This window comes from Limnohabitans sp. Hippo4 (assembly GCF_003063605.1).
Classification (GTDB): Bacteria; Pseudomonadota; Gammaproteobacteria; order Burkholderiales; family Burkholderiaceae_C; genus Limnohabitans_A.
This window is the reverse complement of sequence record NZ_NESE01000001.1, coordinates 1-16685: the sequence shown is the minus strand read 5'-3', so window position 1 is coordinate 16685 and position 16685 is coordinate 1. Positions and strand designations below refer to the sequence as shown.

Below are 16685 nucleotides of genomic sequence, written 5' to 3'. Positions count from 1 at the left end.
TCTTTCGAAGTCAAGGCTTTGAATGATCAGCTCTCGACAAATGCACGTTCAATGACAAACTGTGCCGGCGTACTGGTGTTGCCCTCAACAAAGCCACGTTTTTCGCACAAGGCTTTGAGGTCACGCAACATCTCGGGGCTACCGCAAATCATGACGCGATCTTCTTCTGGATTCAGCGCAGGAATTCCCAGGTCGGCGCTGATCTTGCCGTTCTCGAGCAAATCTGTCACGCGACCTTGGTGAATGAAGGGCTCACGGGTGACGGTGGGGTAATACAGCAATTGCTTGCTGACCATCTCGCCCAAAAATTCGTTTTGAGGCAACTCTTTGGTGATGTAGTCGTGGTACGCCAACTCTTTCACTTCACGCACCCCGTGCAACAAGACCACTTGTTCAAAACGTTCGTAGGTATCTGGGTCGCGAATGATGCTCATGAAAGGCGCTAAGCCCGTGCCCGTCCCAATCAGGTAAAGACGTTTGGCCGGTGTGAGGTAGTCGATCAGCAAAGTTCCTGTGGGCTTGCGGCCCACCACAATCGTGTCGCCTACTTGAATGTGTTGCAGCTTGGAGGTTAAGGGGCCATCTTGTACTTTGATGCTCAAGAATTCCAAGTGTTCTTCGTAATTGGCACTGGCAATGCTGTAAGCACGCAAAAGAGGTTTGCCGTTGTCGCCGCGCAAACCAATCATGGTGAAATGCCCGTTTGAAAAGCGCAGCGCTTGGTCACGCGTTGTGGTAAAGCTGAACAAGCGATCAGTCCAGTGATGAACACTCAGGACTTTTTCTTCTAAAAATGCACTCATAAAACCTAGGGGAATTAAAACAAAACAGGCTATTTTCGGCCTGATTCGCATGTATTGGAAATACAATAATTTTATATCTGTATAGACAAGCAATCTTAAGCTTCATCAAGGAACATCATGGCGCGTACTGTTAAATGCATCAAATTAGAACAAGAAGCCGAAGGTTTGGACTTCCCTCCCTACCCTGGTGAACTGGGCAAACGCATTTGGGAAAGTGTCAGCAAAGAGGCATGGGCCGCTTGGCTCAAGCACCAAACCATGTTGGTCAACGAAAACCGTCTGAACTTGGCCGACGCTCGTGCGCGTCAATATTTGGCTCGCCAAATGGAAAACCATTTCTTTGGCACAGGTGCAGACGCTGCCCAAGGTTATGTCCCACCCCCCAGCGCCTAATTTTCACGCGAGTCATTGGCAACACCGACCCGCGTGGCAAACCACCTGGCACGCAATTGAAACTTCATTTGGACGTGGAGAATCCTTTCTCCACACCCTTCAAGCATGGCAGCAAGATGCCAATGCACCTGCAACGCTGTTCTTCACAGCCTTTGCAAATGAATCGCCATCCCACTTTGAACCACTCATAGCAGGCCACCTCTTTGGCTTGTTACCAGGAGTTCACCGCATTGCGCTGGAAAACAACAAAGTCCAATTGACATTGTGCATAGGCACAGTGCCATTCGTTGCGCGTGAAATAGACATTGCCGCAGACAGTTTTTATACCGACTCGCTTGAAGAATGGGGTGCCAGAAGCATTGCGCGACTGTGCAAGCGTGGCACCGCCTTGGCCTGGTCACCAACAACAAAATCCATGGTGAAGGACTTGCAGCAGCTTGGCATCCAAATCAATGACCCACCTCAAAGCGGCGTATACCAACCGCAATGGACACCCAAAACGTCATTGCGCCCAAGTTTCTCGCCACTGACGCATCTGCAAGATGATGCTGCCAACAGGCATGCTGTGGTCATCGGTTCCGGTTTGTCAGGTGCCGCCGTGGCGTACAGTTTGGCCAGCCGAGGTTGGACTGTGGAGGTCTTGGACCAAGGCGAGAACTTAGGTGCAGGCGCTTCAGGCTTGCCTGCAGGCATCTTTGCTACGCACGTATCTCCCGACAACAACGTGCTGTCTCGAATAACGCGCGATGGCGTGCGCGCCACAGTGCATCGCGCAAAACAATTGCGATTGGAAGGGACACAATGGCAAGTGTCTGAATTGCTTGAACACCGATATGCTGGCAAGCGTCAATTGCCCAGTGGGGCATTGTGGCCTCAAGCGGGACACGAATGGAGCACCGAGGCGGAAACATTCCAAAAATTAGCTGGCGGGTTGCAAGAAAATTCTGACGCGTTGTGGCATGCCATGGCGGGTTGGATTCAGACACCCGCGTTTGTCAAAGCGCAGCTGTCCCATCCCAATATCAGCTGGCGAGGTCGCTGCAATGTGGCCCAACTTCAACGCATCGATTCTGAATGGCAAGCGCTCGATGCACATGGCCAATGCTTGGCCAACTCCAAGCACATGGTGTTGGCCAATGCACATCAGTGCCAAGCTTTGCTGGACACAGTGCAATGCACTGCACACGGAAATTTCAACAAGCGCCCTCACCTGCCAGCCACTGCCTTACGGGGCCAAGTCACATTGGGCAGCATGGCCATGCTGCCGCCAACACTCCGGGAAAAACTGCCCTCATTTCCGGTCAACGGTCATGGCAGTTACATTAGCCAACTCAAAACTTTGCAAAGCCTAGGCACAGCTGCAGAAGACTATTGGATTGTGGGCTCTAGTTTTCAACGCAATGATTTTGACGTCACGTCTCGACATGAAGATCTGCTCAGCAACATACAACAATGGGCAGAACTGATGCCAGCCTTGTCAGATGAAATCCAACAAGGCATTGAGCTTTCTAAAACCCGATCATGGGCCGGCATACGATCTGCCCTACCAGATCGAGTCCCAGCCGTTGGAGAATTTGAGCACCCTGACTTCAAGGGCTTGCAAGTCTGTACCGGCATGGGTGCCCGAGGCATCAGCTGGTCTGTGCTGTGCGGAGAACTGTTGGCCGCGCATTTAAATCACGAGCCCTTGCCTATGGCCGCTTCCCTGGCGAAGCTGATGGCCGCTTCGCGATTCGGTTAATTACTGCTGCGCTGCTGCAGGTCGGCGTGACTTCACGTACGCGTCTGTGGGTTGGTAGTTTTTACCATCGGCATATCGCCATTGCGTCATGCTGCCCTGATTGCCGCGAAGTTCCAACTTGCCCACAAAAGCACCCATGGTGGACTGTTGGTCAATGGCGCGAAATTCTGCAGGGCCAAAAGGTGTGCTGAATTTCAAACCCCGCATGGCCAGCACCAACTTTTCATTGTCTGTGCTGCCTGCCTTTTTAATGGCGGCAAAGATGGCTTGCATGGTGGCATAGCCCACCACGGAACCTACTTTGGGGTTTTCTTTGAATTTGCGGTAGTAGTTGGCTGCGAATGCGGCATGTTCTTTGGCGTCAATCTGGTCCCATGGATAGCCCGTCACAATCCAACCCTTGGGCGTTTCGTCCTTCAAGACTTCCAAATACTCGGGTTCACCTGACAGCAAGGACACCACGGGTACTTTTGGAAAAATTCCACGCTGATTGCCTTCGCGGACCAGCTTGGCGAGGTCGGCACCAAAAGTCACATTGAAAATAGCATCCGGCTTGCTTTGCATCAGTGCGCTCAAGCTGCTTCCCGCATCAATCTTCCCAAGCACAGGCCACTGTTCACCCACGAATTCCACATCAGGCCGCTTGGCTTTCAAGAGCTCTTTGAAACTGGCAACTGCACTTTGGCCGTATTCATAATTGGGGGCCAACGTCGCCCAACGTTTGGCGGGCAACTTCGCTGCTTCTTCCACCAACATGGCAGACTGCATGTAAGTGCTGGGGCGTAAACGGAAGGTGTATCGATTGCCTTTGTCCCAGACCAAGGCATCCGTCAAAGGTTCACTGGCCACAAACAAACGTTTGTTTTTGGCAGCATGGTCAGCCAAAGCCAAACCTACATTGGACAAAAAGCCACCAGCCAATACATCGACTTTTTCTTGACTTGTCAATTCAATCGCATGGCGCAAGGCGTCTTCTGGCTTGCCAGCGTCATCGCGCGCAATCACCTCAACCTTGCGGCCTAACAAGCCACCGGCGACATTGATTTCTTCGACAGCCAGCTGCCAGCCCTGTTTGTAGGGTTGGGTGAATTGAGGCATTGCGGAATAACTGTTGATTTCGCCAATGCGAATGGGGGTCTGCGCGCCTGCTGACATCGCAGCCCAAACATAAACCAAGCCAACTCCCACCTGAGCCCAAGACTTCATGCCTATCTCCTGAAAAAAGGAACTGTATCAGCAAGCTAAAAACCAGTCACTTTGGAGACAATTTAATCCTTACGGTCAAGCTCTTATGATCAATAAGCATATATGTAAAACGAATAAATAGTTTGTCTAGTCATAAAGAGCCATTAAAGTCCCCAACTTAATCGGCAATGACCGCATTCCCCCTTACCTCAGATGTACCAATACACAGAATTTGACCGCCAGTTTGTGAAACTTCGCGCGGCACAGCACCGAGATCAGCTTGAGCGTTGGCAAAAAGGCCAATTGGCCGACGACGAATTTCGCCCCCTCCGTCTTCAAAACGGCTGGTACGTGCAGCGCTACGCCCCCATGCTTCGCGTAGCGGTGCCTTACGGCGAAATCTCAAGCAAACAACTGAGCGTTTTGGCCCAAATTGCCAAAGAGTACGACCAACCCAATGCAGAACTTTTTGCGAAAGCCCAAGCGCAACAGGATTTGTTGCCAGGCAAGTCGCCTCGCCTGATCAAAGGCTATGGTCACTTCACGACACGCCAAAACGTCCAGTTCAATTGGATACCCTTGGACAAATCAGCCGATGTGATGGACCTCTTGGCCACGGTCGACATGCATGGCATTCAAACCAGTGGCAATTGCATCCGGAACATCACCACCGATGAATTGGCAGGCGTTGCTGTCGATGAAGTGGTGGACCCACGACCTTACGCAGAAATTTTGCGTCAATGGAGCACGCTGCATCCTGAGTTTGCCTTTCTGCCACGCAAATTCAAAATCGCCATCACTGGCGCTACGGAAGATCGCGCCGCCATTGGCTGGCACGATGTGGGCTTGCAACTGGTTAAAAACGCTGCCGGTGAAATTGGCTTCAAAGTTTGGGTGGGCGGTGGCATGGGCAGAACGCCCATCATCGGCACCTTGGTTCGCGAGTTTCTGCCATGGCAACAAATCATGAACTACCTCGAAGCGGTTGTTCGCGTCTACAACCGCTGGGGTCGACGCGATAACTTGTACAAAGCGCGTATCAAAATTTTGGTGAAAGCCGAAGGCCAGCGCTACATCGATGAAGTTGAAGCAGAGTTCAACGACGTCGTTCACAAAGACGGTGGCCCCCACACCATCACGCAAGCCGAGTTCGATCGCGTTGCAGCTTGCTTTGTCGAGCCGCCAGCTCCTGCCAGCAGCGATTCCGCTGTTAAGAGCAATTCAGAAGATCCCGCGTTCCAACGTTGGGTCCATCAAAACGTGGTGGCGCACAAAAATCCATCTCTTCGTGCAGTGACGCTTTCCTTTAAACGTTTGGGCTTGGCACCTGGTGATGCCACAGCTGAGCAACTTGAAGCGTCAGCACAATTGGTGGCCAAATACTCGCGAGGCGAAGCACGTGTGACGCACTCTCAAAACTTGGTGCTGCCTTGGGTGCCTGAAAACCAATTGTTTGACCTTTGGCAAGAAGCCAAATCTTTGGGCTTGGCCAGCCCCAACATTGGCTTGCTCAATGACATGATTGCTTGCCCAGGCGGTGACTATTGCGCGTTGGCCAATGCACGAGCCATCCCTGTTGCAGCAGCCATCTCAGAACGCTACCAAGACTTGGACGAGTTGGACGACTTGGGACCTATCGACCTGCACATCAGCGGTTGCATCAATTCATGCGGTCACCACCACAGCGGCCACATTGGCATCTTGGGTGTGGATAAAGATGGCAAGGAATGGTACCAAGTGACCTTGGGTGGATCTGATGGGTCCAATCTGTCTGGCGCAGCCGGTCCTGGCAAAGTGGTAGGCCCTTCATTCTCTGCAGCCGAAGTGCCTGGCGTGATTGAAGCCGTCCTTAACAAGTACCTCGAATTGCGTTTGCCATCGCAAGAAGCGAAGGGTCGTGCCGAGCACTTCATTGAAACCTTGCGCCGTGTGGGCCAAGATCCTTTCAAGCAAGTGGCCAATGCAGCGCGTCATCCTGAGCCCGAGCTCGCCTGAACAACGGATTGAATGTCATGAAAATTTTGTCTTTCAACGATCACTCAACGGGTCTCGACAGCAGCACCATCAGCTTGGCAAATGATGTCGATCCGCGCACCGTATCTCTAGATGGCGTGAAACGCATCGATTTGAATTTTCCCAAATTCACGGATGGCCGAGCCTACAGCCAAGCCTTTTTGCTTCGCCGCCGACTGGGTTTTCAAGGTGAAATTCGCGCCACTGGCGATGTGCTCATTGACCAATTGGTAGCCATGGCCCGCACGGGTTTTGATGTTGCTGTTTTGCGCCAAGGTTTGGATGCGAGTGCAGCACAACGTCAATTCGATCGCTTTCCCGCGTTCTACCAAGGTTCCGCGGTCGAAACGCAGCCTTTGTTTGCAAAAGCAGCAGCATGACGACATCCTCCATCAGCGCAGGCAACGCCGCCAAGGCACCCAACGCCATCGCCTTGAATGCCAAGGCCAGTGCCGACTTTAAAGACAAAGTCACAGAAACTTTGGCGTTGCTGAAACAAGCTGTTTCAGAATTCAGCCCGGTGACGCAAGCTTCCAGCTTGGGTGCAGAAGACGTGGTCATCACGCACCTGATCAATCAGAACGCATTGAACATTCCTGTGTTTGTTTTGGAAACAGGCGCGTTGCACCGCGAAACATTGGCCTTGCTTGAACGGACACAAGCACACTCGGTCGCACCCGTTAAGGTCTATCGTCCTTCAACTGAAAAAGTCATTGCATTCGTCAGAACCCATGGCCAAGACGCCATGTACGAAAGTTTGGAACTTCGCAAAGCCTGCTGCCAGGTGCGCAAGCTCGAACCTTTGGCCGAGGCACTGAAAGGCCAGCGCGCGTGGGTTACAGGTTTGCGTCGTGAGCAATCCAACAACCGCGCAGAGGTGCCGTTGATTGACCGTGCAGATGAAGCCACAAAAGGCCAGATCAAACTCAACCCTTTGGCCAATTGGACTTGGGGTGATGTCTGGCATTACATCGACGTCCACCAAGTGGACTACAACCCCTTGCACGATCAATTTTTCCCCAGCATCGGCTGCGCACCCTGCACGCGCGCTATCAGCTTAGGCGAAGAATTTCGCGCAGGACGCTGGTGGTGGGAAGACGAAGCTGCCAAAGAGTGTGGCTTGCACGCCAAGAAATAATGCATTGAAGAAGACCATGAACGCACGCACGCAACCCGAACTGCTCCATCACCTGAGCAATGCCCATCTTGACGCTTTGGAAGAAGAAACCATCTTCATCCTGCGCGAAGTGGCTGCAGCTTTTGAACGCCCCACCCTGTTGTTCTCTGGCGGCAAAGACTCTTTGGTGATGCTCAAATGTGCCGAAAAAGCTTTTGTCGACAAACAAAAGGGCGGCCGCATTCCTTACCCTTTGCTGATGATCGACACCGGCCACAACTTCAAAGAAGTGACAGACTTCCGCGATTTTCGCGCCAATGAACTGGGCGCTGAACTGATTGTGCGCAGCGTTGAAGACTCCATGAAGCGTGGCACCGTGCGATTGGCACACCCTGGCGAATCACGCAACGTGCACCAATCGGTCACCTTGCTCGAAGCCATTGAGGAGTTTAAGTTTGACGCCCTCATTGGCGGTGCACGTCGCGACGAAGAAAAAGCCCGCGCCAAAGAACGCATCTTCAGTCACCGCGACAGCTTTGGCCAATGGCAACCCAAATCACAGCGCCCCGAGTTGTGGTCCTTGTTCAACACCAAATTACAACCTGGTGAGCACTTCCGCGTGTTCCCCATTTCCAACTGGACTGAACTCGATGTATGGCAATACATTGCCCGCGAGAACATTGCTCTGCCGTCCATCTACTACTCGCACAAACGCGAAGTGGTCGACCGCCGCGGTTTGCTAGTGCCCGTCACAGAACTCACGCCGCCCAAAGATGGCGAGCAAATCGAAGTGCGCGACGTGCGCTTTCGCACCGTGGGCGACATCACCTGCACTTGCCCTGTGGAAAGCACCGCAGCCACGCCAGAAGAAATTGTGATTGAAACATTGGCCGCCGAAGTAAGCGAACGCGGCGCCACGCGCATGGACGACAAGACCTCCGACGCCTCCATGGAAAAACGCAAAAAAGACGGATATTTCTAATGACCACGACTGCTAACTTAGACGCTGCGATCAACGCAGCCCCCCTTTTCGCGCCCAATGCCAACGCCTTGAAATTCATCACGTGCGGATCGGTGGACGACGGCAAGAGCACCCTCATTGGCCGCTTGTTGGTCGATACGAAAGCCGTGCTGCAAGACCACTTGGCCGGTGTTCAACGCCAGGGCGAAACAGACTTGGCCTTGCTCACCGATGGTTTGTCTGCCGAACGCGAACAAGGCATCACCATTGATGTGGCCTACCGTTACTTCAGTACCGAAACGCGCAAGTTCATCATTGGCGATGCGCCAGGCCATGAGCAATACACCCGCAACATGGTGACAGCGGCATCCAGTGCCGATGCAGCCGTGGTGTTGGTCGATGCCACCAAACTCGATTGGCACGACGCTCAACTCACCCTGTTGCCTCAAACACGACGCCACAGCCTGCTTTTGAAGTTGCTCCGCGTGCCCTCTGTGGTGTTTGCCATCAACAAGCTGGATGCCGTTGAAGATGCCACCTTGGCTTATCAAAACATTCAAGGCGCCTTGGCCAAATTTGCCACCGAAGCCGGCATCAACGTCAAAGCTTGGGTTCCCGTTTCTGCACTCAAGGGCTGGAACGTGGTGGACAAGCAGGACAATTGGTGTGGGTACGCTGGGCCTAGTTTGCTGCAAATTTTGGAAACACTGCCCAGCACGCCTGCTGAGGCCGATGTGGCCTTGAGCTTCCCCGTTCAATGGGTTGAAAAATTCCACGACTCCAATGTCACGCACCAAGGCCGCCGCGTTTTCTGGGGCCGTGTGGCCACGGGCACTTTGAGCGTGGGTCAAAGTGTCAAAGTCTTTCCAAGTGGTCAAACAGCCACCGTGGCGCAGGTGCTGTCGGCCACTCGTCAAGAAAAGTCCAAGGTCACGGGCCAAAGTGCTGGCTTGGTGCTAGACCGCGAAGTGGATGTGTCGCGTGGCGACTGGATTGTGGCCGCAGACGCTGGCCTAGAAGCTCAGCGTCAAATTGATGCAACCATTGCTTGGATGGACGACGAGCCCTTGGTGGCAGGTCGTCTGTATTGGGCTTTGCATGGGCACCGCTGGGTCAAGGCCAAGGTTCAGCGCGTGGTGCACCGGCTGAACATCAACACCTTGGCTAAGGAAGAAGCCTCCGAATTGCCAGCAAATTCTGTGGGCCACGTGACTTTGGCCTTCCAAGAACCCCTGATCACCCTGCCATTTGCCAAGTCTCGCATCTTGGGCGCCCTCATTTTGGTCGATACGGCCAGCCATAAGACCTCAGGCGCAGTGTTGGTGAATTGAGACAAAGCCCTTAAGTACCTTAAAATCCCCATTTTCGGGCTCTAAGACCATGGAGCTCTTTAACGCTCTAGCCACTTCAAACTGACATGACCCACGTTGTTTCCGAATCCTGTATCCGTTGCAAATACACCGACTGCGTGGATGTCTGCCCAGTCGACTGCTTCCGCGAAGGCCCCAACTTTTTGACCATTGACCCCGACGAGTGCATCGACTGCGCCGTGTGCATTCCCGAATGCCCCGTCAATGCCATCTATGCAGAAGAAGACCTGCCCGCCGACCAAGTTCACATGACCAAGCTCAACGCCGAGTTGGCCTTGTTGCCCACTTGGAAAAGCATCACCAAGCGCAAAGCGCCCATGCCTGATGCCGACGACTGGAAAGACAAGACAGGCAAACTGAGCGAGTTGCAACGTTGATTCAAACCGAAGCCTTGATCATTGGGGCGGGCCCGGTGGGTCTGTTCCAAGCGTTTCAGCTAGGGCTTCAAGACATCCGCTGCCACGTGGTGGATGCTCTGCCCCAAGTGGGTGGGCAATGCGTAAAACTTTACGCCAACAAACCCATCTACGACATTCCTGGCATTGCACTTTGCACGGGTCAAGAGCTGATTGACCAACTGCAACAGCAAGTCAAACCCTTTGCACCGCAGTTTCATCTTCAAGAATTGGTCAGTGATCTGAAAGCCACTGAAGACGGTCAGTGGCATGTGCAAACAGACAAAGGCACCCAGTTCAAAGCAGCCACCGTGTTCATTGCAGCCGGCGTAGGCGCCTTCGTCAAACGCGGCCTCAACTTGCCAGGCTTTGACGAACTTTTGGGCAAGCAAATTTTTCACTCAGCCCCCAGCCCATCGTCTTTCAAAGGCCAGCACTTGATCGTGCTAGGCGACAACGATGCGGCGCTAGAGGCTTGCGCACATTGGCGTGAAGGCACTGATGCAGCAGCCAGCGTCACGTTGGTCCACAGACGTGACCAATTTCAGGCAGCGCATCAAGCCATTGAAGACATGCGTCAAGCCTGCGCCAACAAAACGATGCGATTTGTAGCCGGCCAACCGTCGGGCCTCATTCAAGCCAATGATCAGTTAACAGGACTTGAGATTCTGAATGCCCAAGGGGACACTGAGGTATTGCCTGCCAACGCTTTGCTTTTGTGCCTGGGTATCTCACCCAAACTGGGCCCTCTAAGCGATTGGGGCTTGGCCATGGAACGCAAACAACTTCCGGTCAATACAGAGACCTATGCCACTGAAGCGCGCGGCATCTTTGCGATAGGCGACATCAATACCTACCCCGGTAAAAAGAAACTGATTTTGTGCGGCTTTCATGAGGCCACTTTGGCCGCTTTTGGAGCCTCAGCTCTGTTGCGTCCAGACCAAAAAACCCTGCTTCAATACACCACAACGTCCACACACCTGCACAAACTCTTGGGCGTGTCGTAGAATCCAACCCGTGGCAACAAACCTTGTTTGTTGCCACATCCGCTAGGGGTGTTTTGGCTGACCAGCCAAGACTGAGAAAGTCCCTTTGAACCTGATTGAGGTAATCCTCGCGCAGGGAAGCTTGTCTAAACAACGAGGCAATCACTCAATTGCCAACATTCGTTGAATGATCCAGCCGACCTGCCATTTCGTTGAAGGAAAACGCAATGGCACACCATTTGCCAAAATTGACTTGCCACGCACTGCTGCTTGCCAGTGCCTCTGCCATCGCCCAAAACAACACCGTCTTGGTAACCAGCCCCGCCGCTCAACAAGTCAGTGGCTTTGAAAACCTCAGCCTGCGCGAAGCACCGTTCAGCGCCACCAATATCGACAACGCTACGCTGCGAGATTTGGGTGCGCAAAGAATTTCAGACGCACTGCGTTTGGATTCCTCCGTCACTGACAGCTACAACTCGCCAGCTTATTGGGACATTTTGAGCGTGCGCGGTTTCACCTTGGACAACCGCTACAACTACCGCCGCGAAGGCTTGCCAATCAGCGCTGAAACCATGATCCCCATGGACAACAAAGAGCGCATCGAACTCTTCAAAGGCACCAGCGGCATTCAAGCGGGAACCAGTGCCCCGGGTGGTTTGGCCAACTATGTAGTCAAGCGTCCACCCAACGCCGCTGAAACGGGCAGCAGAAGTCTCACAGTCAGTTACGGCAATGGCAACAACAGTTCTGTTGCCTTGGACTTAGGCGGTCGATTTGGCGACAACAATGCTTTGGGCTATCGCGTGAATGCAGCCTACGAGGACCTTAACCCGTATGTTCAAAACGCAAAAGGTCACCGTCAACTTTTGGCCTTGGCCATGGATTGGCGTATCAGCAGCAACACCCGACTTGAATGGGAAGTTGAAAGCAGCAACCGTCAACAAATGGGCGTGAATGCCGCCAGCATCACAGGCAACACATTGCCCTCGCCTGTTTACGGACAAAACAATTTCTCCAAACAAAGCTGGTCTGTACCTGGCGTATTCGATGGGCTGACAGGCAGCATGCGCCTGAAGCAGAAACTTGAAAATGGTTGGTTGTGGACCACCCAAGTGGGCGCACAGCGCTTGAAAACAGACGACCGCCTCAGCTACGCTTATGGCTGCTATGCAGAAGGCAATTACGATCGTTTTTGCAGCGACAAAACATTTGACCTGTACGACTACCGCAGCGAGAACGAACGCCGCATCAACGATGCTCTGCAAACAGAATTGACAGGCCAAGTGCAGCTGGCTGGTTTGCAACACGACGTGAGTTTTTCTTGGTTGCGTCAGCGTCAAATTGACAAGCTCTCACCCATGCAAGCCTACAACTGGGCCGGCACCGGCAGCTTGTCGGGTGTCAGCGACAGTGCAGCAGCACCGGAGCCCTATGACCTGAACACCAACCGCCAAGAATACTCAACCGAGATCAGCGCCAAAGACCGCATTCATGTGAATCAGTTTGCAGACCTGTGGCTTGGCTTGCGCGCTAGTCACATTCAACGCGACAGCCAGCGCACAGATGGCAGTCGCGCAACGCACGACGATCGCACCATCACCACGCCTTGGTTAGCCTTTAGCCACAAGTTGCCTTTCAACACCACAAGCTATGCAAGCTATGGCCAAGGCGTAGAGGCACAAGTTACACCCAACCGCAGCCGTTACACCAACGCGGGGGTGGCACTTCCCTCGGCTAAGAGCACCCAAAAAGAATTGGGCTTCAAAGGTGCACAAGGTGCATGGCTTTGGAACGCCGCTTTGTTTGACATCACAAGACCTGTGTGGGGCGATCAAGGCCTTTGCGAGGAAGCCAACTCTTGCACACGCAAATTGGATGGTGTGGCCGCACACAAAGGCGTGGAATTGGGCATGGGCTATCGCAGCACCCAATGGAAATTAGACACCGCCGCTACATGGCTGAATGCCAAACGTGCGGATGCAGTAATCGACCCCAGCCAAAACGGTCAGCGTCCTTTGAACGTGCCCTCCTTGGTGGTGCGTGCTGCCGCCGAATACCGCTGGGCCCACATACCAGGTCTTCGTACCTCCGTCCGCTTGAGCCATGAAGGCCAGCGCGACTTGATGGAAGGCGGCGTCATGACCTTACCAGCTTGGACCACAGCTGATTTGGCGGCTCATTACAGCACCAAGGTGGCGGGTCAAGATGCAGATTGGACACTGGCTTTGGAGAATGTGACAAACCGCGCTTATTGGCGAGAGTCACCTAAGCAGTTTGGCCATTACTACCTGTATGCGGGTGCACCCAGAAACTTGCGCCTGACAGTTAGAACGCTCTTCTGATTTGAGCGAAAATGAATGCATGAACGCTTCAAAGGGTATGAATGATCAACCTCGAAATCCACTGCACGGTGTGACATTAGAGGCAATTGTTCGCGAACTTGAAGCGTACTTTGGCTGGGAAGAGCTTGGGCATCAGATTCCCATCAGATGCTTTACGCATGACCCAAGCGTCAATTCCAGCTTAAAGTTTTTAAGGAAAACACCTTGGGCAAGAGAAAAGGTGGAAGGACTTTATTTGTTCATGCTTCGTGAGAAACGGCGCCAGGAAGGCCTACCGCAATGAACTGTCCCTCAGCGCTCTATCATTTGTAACGCTTTCGGAAAAAAACCTTTGCACCTTGAAAACTCGCATTATTTTTTGCTACAATGCGAGGCTTAGCGAAACGCCACAGTCGCTCTTAGTCGTAAAGACTCTGAATTTCTGTGTACTTTTAAGCTAACAAACCGAATATTCCTCGATAGCTCAGTCGGTAGAGCGCCGGACTGTTAATCCGTAGGTCCCTGGTTCGAGCCCAGGTCGAGGAGCCAGAACCCCAATAAAAACAAGCACTTAGCGCTTGTTTTTATTTTTTATGTCAATTACACATATATTGCACATAAATTCGGTAGACCTTCCACTCTGGACGCTCTTAAAATACATACATGCGCGTACCAGCCCTACAAACTATCGTTGTCAAGCCAGAACTCATTCGTATAGTTCGTCGCGAGAACAGCCGCAAATGGCAAGTTCATTACAAGATAGAAGGCGTTAAAACATGGTTTCGCAAAAGCGTCCAGACCACTGACGCAGACAAAGCCATTCAACTTGCAGAGCGCATGTGGATGAAGGCCACTTTCGATCATGAGGAAGGTCGCCCAATCATCAGCAAAAAATTCAAGCCCGTGGCGGAAGTTGTGCTGCGGCGTCTGAACGAAGAGATCCAAGCTGGCACTGCCCGTCCCATCGCCAAAGACTATGTGTCAGCCATTAACCTGTACTTGATACCCTTCTACGGCAACTACAACGTGGACAGTATCAAGCCAGCCACTGTCAGCGAGTTTCATTCATGGCGCAAAATCAAAGTGGGACGCGAACTGTCGGGCAGCGCTCAAAACAATCACAACTCCGCCTTCAACCTTGTGATGGATGAAGCCATCGAGCGTGGATACCTGACCGAATACAACCGTCCAAGCACCAAGAACACCGGCGTTGAAAGTGACCGCCGTGCAGAGTTCAGCCATGAAGAGCTGGAACTGCTGCTGTCTCAGGGTGACAAGTTCATTGAGAACTCGCGCACGGATAAGACCCGAATGATTCGGCAGGTGTTGGCCAAGGCCTATGTGCCCTTCCTGGCTGCAACGGGCATGCGAGCCGGCACAGAGTCAGAAAATCTTGAGTGGCGTCACATTGACGTGGAAGTACGCGATGGACAGCCCATCCTGCATATCCGCCTGCAAAAAGGCAAGTTAGGAGCACGCAACTTCGTAGCTCACAACAGTTGCTGGCGCATTTTGGAAGTCATGCGACAGATCAGTCCTGACCTCAGAGACATTCCTCTGGAAGAAGTACTGCGTCAACGAGTCCCCAAGAAACTGTTCCGTTTGGCTGATGGCACTGAGCCGGACAACTGGAACAAGCCATTTAGGCAGTACTTGGAAGACACGCAGTTGCTGAACTGCCCTTTCACTGACAAAGAACGCAGCCTTTACAGCCTGAGGCACTATTACGCTACGCAACGCCTGCTTGATGGGATCCCCATTCATGATTTGGCACAACAGATGGGCACGTCTGTACTGATGATTGGTAAACACTACAGTCACCTCACACCCCTGATGAAAGCCACTCAGTTTGCTGGCACACTGTCTACGGACGGTAGTGCAGAGACAGCAGAGATCAAGGCCATCATGGCAGCGCAGACTGTGAATCACAACATCCTGAGCCTGGTGCAATTGGGCACTGAGATGACCACACCCCTGATCGTGCAAAGCCCTGGCTTGGTAAGAGATTTTGAGCAACGCCTCAAATCTCACACACCTCAACCTCAATAAACCCAACCAGCGCCCTAGCCCACCTACGACTAGATACTCAGCATGACTCAATACATCCACGACTACTTTACCGCTCATGCGCAGCGGGCAATATCGGGCATGAAAGAAAGTCAGCAGGCTCAGAGTTTTTATCGCCGTCTACTCACACGACTAGAACGCGGAGAAGACTTGAGCGCAGAAGTTCCAGAAATCGCACGGGTGGGTAGTGCTGGCGCAGTAGAAGTGGTCAAGCAGGCCATAAAGGAAAACGAAGCCAAGTTCGATGCTGTGTGGAATCTACCCAAGTCTGTCCAAAACCTTGGTCGGCAGCATGTGAGCATGGCGCGCGAACCCTATGAGATCCTGCCAAGAGTTACACATACATTCACGTTTACTGGCGCCGCTGGCAAGGTCACTGTACACACCAATACGGCTGGAGAAAATGTCGCCGTAGAGTTTGCAACACCCAAGAACAAAATGGCCGCTGCTGCTGCTGTGTCTGAGTTGGAAAAGGCACTTTCTTTTGCACTATTGGCAAGCAAATAATCAGCAAAACATTGTGGGCGTTAGTAATAACTAGCCATCAAGAATGGCATGGCACCTGAGTTGTCAAGTCTAACTTTTGATTTTGCAGCAGATAAAGCATGAGGCTCAAGTCCGGTTTGGGCTTTAAAGCGTGAGATCAATTCTTGGGTGATCATCACACTCAATTGCTCTAGCTGTAGGCGTCGAGCACCGCCTTCAGGTGCTAGGATCTTTTGACACTCCAAAGCGTCCAGAAGATGGACGAGTGCACTTGCGCCAACGGATTGCTGCTGCGCATTTATGCTACTCCAGTAACCTGCGCTCTTGCCCATCATTTTACTTAGTGAGCGCACAGTGATGTTGGGAAAGACCTCTGCCAAAGCCCAATAAAGATCAGAATTGAATTGCATGTTTGTACCTCATTTGCATAAGATATTTATGCACACATTTCTTCAACTTCACTCAAATTCAATCCTGATACCAACTCACTCGTTGATTAACTTCAACGCAGGTACCACGACCTCATGACCGTGGGAATATGAGGCACCGTATTTGAGTGCACCAATAACACCGCCGTTCAAAAAATGCTCTTCACAGTAAATTTTAACTGGCGGAAATAGTCGAAAAACTTTTGCAACTGTATCGATGCCTGGTGGAAGTCTATGACCATAAGTTACAGCCTCATCTGCAATACCTGCGGTCTCTAAAAACATGGCAAACTGGCATTCCCCCAATTTTGTAGACACTCTTCATAGCGCAATTTGACGTCTCTCGAACTCAAGGGGGCTGAGTTGGTCAAGATGTTTGTGACGTCGAACTGGATTGTAGAAGCCTTCAATGTACTCAA

General features: G+C 52.4%; 17 protein-coding genes, 1 tRNA gene and 1 riboswitch. Of the genes, 14 read left to right on the top strand and 4 right to left on the bottom strand.

The window, feature by feature from the left end; all coding sequences use genetic code 11:
* Nucleotides 1–26: 26 nt before the first annotated feature.
* Nucleotides 27–803, bottom strand: a complete 777-nt coding sequence (locus tag B9Z46_RS00085) for a ferredoxin--NADP reductase (protein WP_055360856.1) — start codon at nucleotides 801–803, stop codon at nucleotides 27–29.
* Nucleotides 804–920: 117 nt separating this feature from the next.
* Between B9Z46_RS00085 and B9Z46_RS00080 the strand changes: the two genes are divergently transcribed.
* Nucleotides 921–1196: an oxidative damage protection protein gene (locus tag B9Z46_RS00080; RefSeq protein ID WP_055360857.1), complete on the top strand. Its 276-nt coding sequence runs from the start codon at nucleotides 921–923 to the stop codon at nucleotides 1194–1196.
* Nucleotides 1197–1452: 256 nt separating this feature from the next.
* A complete protein-coding gene (mnmC, locus tag B9Z46_RS00075) occupies nucleotides 1453–2937 on the top strand; it encodes an FAD-dependent 5-carboxymethylaminomethyl-2-thiouridine(34) oxidoreductase MnmC (protein ID WP_146179210.1) in 1485 nt (494 codons plus the stop codon).
* Here mnmC and B9Z46_RS00070 read toward each other — a convergent pair whose 3' ends face one another.
* Nucleotides 2938–4143 carry an ABC transporter substrate-binding protein gene (locus B9Z46_RS00070; protein ID WP_108254111.1) on the bottom strand — a complete coding sequence of 402 codons (1206 nt, stop codon included), beginning with the start codon at nucleotides 4141–4143 and terminating at the stop codon, nucleotides 2938–2940.
* Nucleotides 4144–4335: 192 nt separating this feature from the next.
* Between B9Z46_RS00070 and B9Z46_RS00065 the strand changes: the two genes are divergently transcribed.
* From B9Z46_RS00065 to B9Z46_RS00010, 12 genes are all read left to right on the top strand, one after another.
* Complete coding sequence (locus B9Z46_RS00065) at nucleotides 4336–6117, top strand: nitrite/sulfite reductase (protein WP_108254110.1); 1782 nt, start codon at nucleotides 4336–4338, stop codon at nucleotides 6115–6117.
* 17 nt (nucleotides 6118–6134) lie between these two features.
* Nucleotides 6135–6515: a DUF934 domain-containing protein gene (locus B9Z46_RS00060; RefSeq protein ID WP_055360861.1), complete on the top strand. Its 381-nt coding sequence runs from the start codon at nucleotides 6135–6137 to the stop codon at nucleotides 6513–6515.
* Nucleotides 6512–7273, top strand: a complete 762-nt coding sequence (locus B9Z46_RS00055; RefSeq protein WP_108254109.1) for a phosphoadenylyl-sulfate reductase — start codon at nucleotides 6512–6514, stop codon at nucleotides 7271–7273. Before B9Z46_RS00060 ends, B9Z46_RS00055 begins: the two co-directional genes overlap by 4 nt.
* Before the next feature lie 16 nt (nucleotides 7274–7289).
* Complete coding sequence (cysD, locus tag B9Z46_RS00050) at nucleotides 7290–8234, top strand: sulfate adenylyltransferase subunit CysD (RefSeq protein ID WP_108254108.1); 945 nt, start codon at nucleotides 7290–7292, stop codon at nucleotides 8232–8234.
* The gene (locus tag B9Z46_RS00045; protein ID WP_108254107.1) at nucleotides 8234–9544 is read left to right on the top strand and encodes a sulfate adenylyltransferase subunit 1; all 1311 of its coding nucleotides are present in this window, start codon (nucleotides 8234–8236) and stop codon (nucleotides 9542–9544) included. Before cysD ends, B9Z46_RS00045 begins: the two co-directional genes overlap by 1 nt.
* 86 nt (nucleotides 9545–9630) lie before the next feature.
* The gene (gene fdxA / locus B9Z46_RS00040; protein ID WP_055360865.1) at nucleotides 9631–9960 is read left to right on the top strand and encodes a ferredoxin FdxA; all 330 of its coding nucleotides are present in this window, start codon (nucleotides 9631–9633) and stop codon (nucleotides 9958–9960) included.
* Nucleotides 9957–10985, top strand: coding sequence for an NAD(P)/FAD-dependent oxidoreductase (locus B9Z46_RS00035; protein WP_233245859.1), 1029 nt, complete (start codon nucleotides 9957–9959; stop codon nucleotides 10983–10985). The genes fdxA and B9Z46_RS00035 overlap by 4 nt, the downstream gene beginning before the upstream one ends.
* A 34-nt stretch (nucleotides 10986–11019) precedes the next feature.
* Nucleotides 11020–11120, top strand: a riboswitch (TPP riboswitch).
* A 71-nt stretch (nucleotides 11121–11191) separates the two neighbouring features.
* The gene (locus B9Z46_RS00030) at nucleotides 11192–13306 is read left to right on the top strand and encodes a TonB-dependent siderophore receptor (protein ID WP_108254105.1); all 2115 of its coding nucleotides are present in this window, start codon (nucleotides 11192–11194) and stop codon (nucleotides 13304–13306) included.
* Nucleotides 13307–13325: 19 nt separating this feature from the next.
* A complete protein-coding gene (locus tag B9Z46_RS00025; RefSeq protein WP_108254104.1) occupies nucleotides 13326–13589 on the top strand; it encodes a VF530 family DNA-binding protein in 264 nt (87 codons plus the stop codon).
* A gap of 169 nt (nucleotides 13590–13758) precedes the next feature.
* Nucleotides 13759–13834, top strand: a tRNA-Asn gene (locus B9Z46_RS00020).
* Between the two features lie 114 nt (nucleotides 13835–13948).
* Nucleotides 13949–15334 carry a hypothetical protein gene (locus tag B9Z46_RS00015; RefSeq protein ID WP_108254103.1) on the top strand — a complete coding sequence of 462 codons (1386 nt, stop codon included), beginning with the start codon at nucleotides 13949–13951 and terminating at the stop codon, nucleotides 15332–15334.
* A gap of 42 nt (nucleotides 15335–15376) precedes the next feature.
* Nucleotides 15377–15859, top strand: coding sequence for a hypothetical protein (locus B9Z46_RS00010; RefSeq protein WP_146179209.1), 483 nt, complete (start codon nucleotides 15377–15379; stop codon nucleotides 15857–15859).
* A 20-nt stretch (nucleotides 15860–15879) separates the two neighbouring features.
* Here B9Z46_RS00010 and B9Z46_RS00005 read toward each other — a convergent pair whose 3' ends face one another.
* Nucleotides 15880–16248 carry a hypothetical protein gene (locus B9Z46_RS00005; RefSeq protein WP_108254101.1) on the bottom strand — a complete coding sequence of 123 codons (369 nt, stop codon included), beginning with the start codon at nucleotides 16246–16248 and terminating at the stop codon, nucleotides 15880–15882.
* Nucleotides 16249–16323: 75 nt separating this feature from the next.
* The gene (locus B9Z46_RS15025; RefSeq protein ID WP_146179208.1) at nucleotides 16324–16551 is read right to left on the bottom strand and encodes a hypothetical protein; all 228 of its coding nucleotides are present in this window, start codon (nucleotides 16549–16551) and stop codon (nucleotides 16324–16326) included.
* Between the last annotated feature and the right edge of the window lie 134 nt (nucleotides 16552–16685).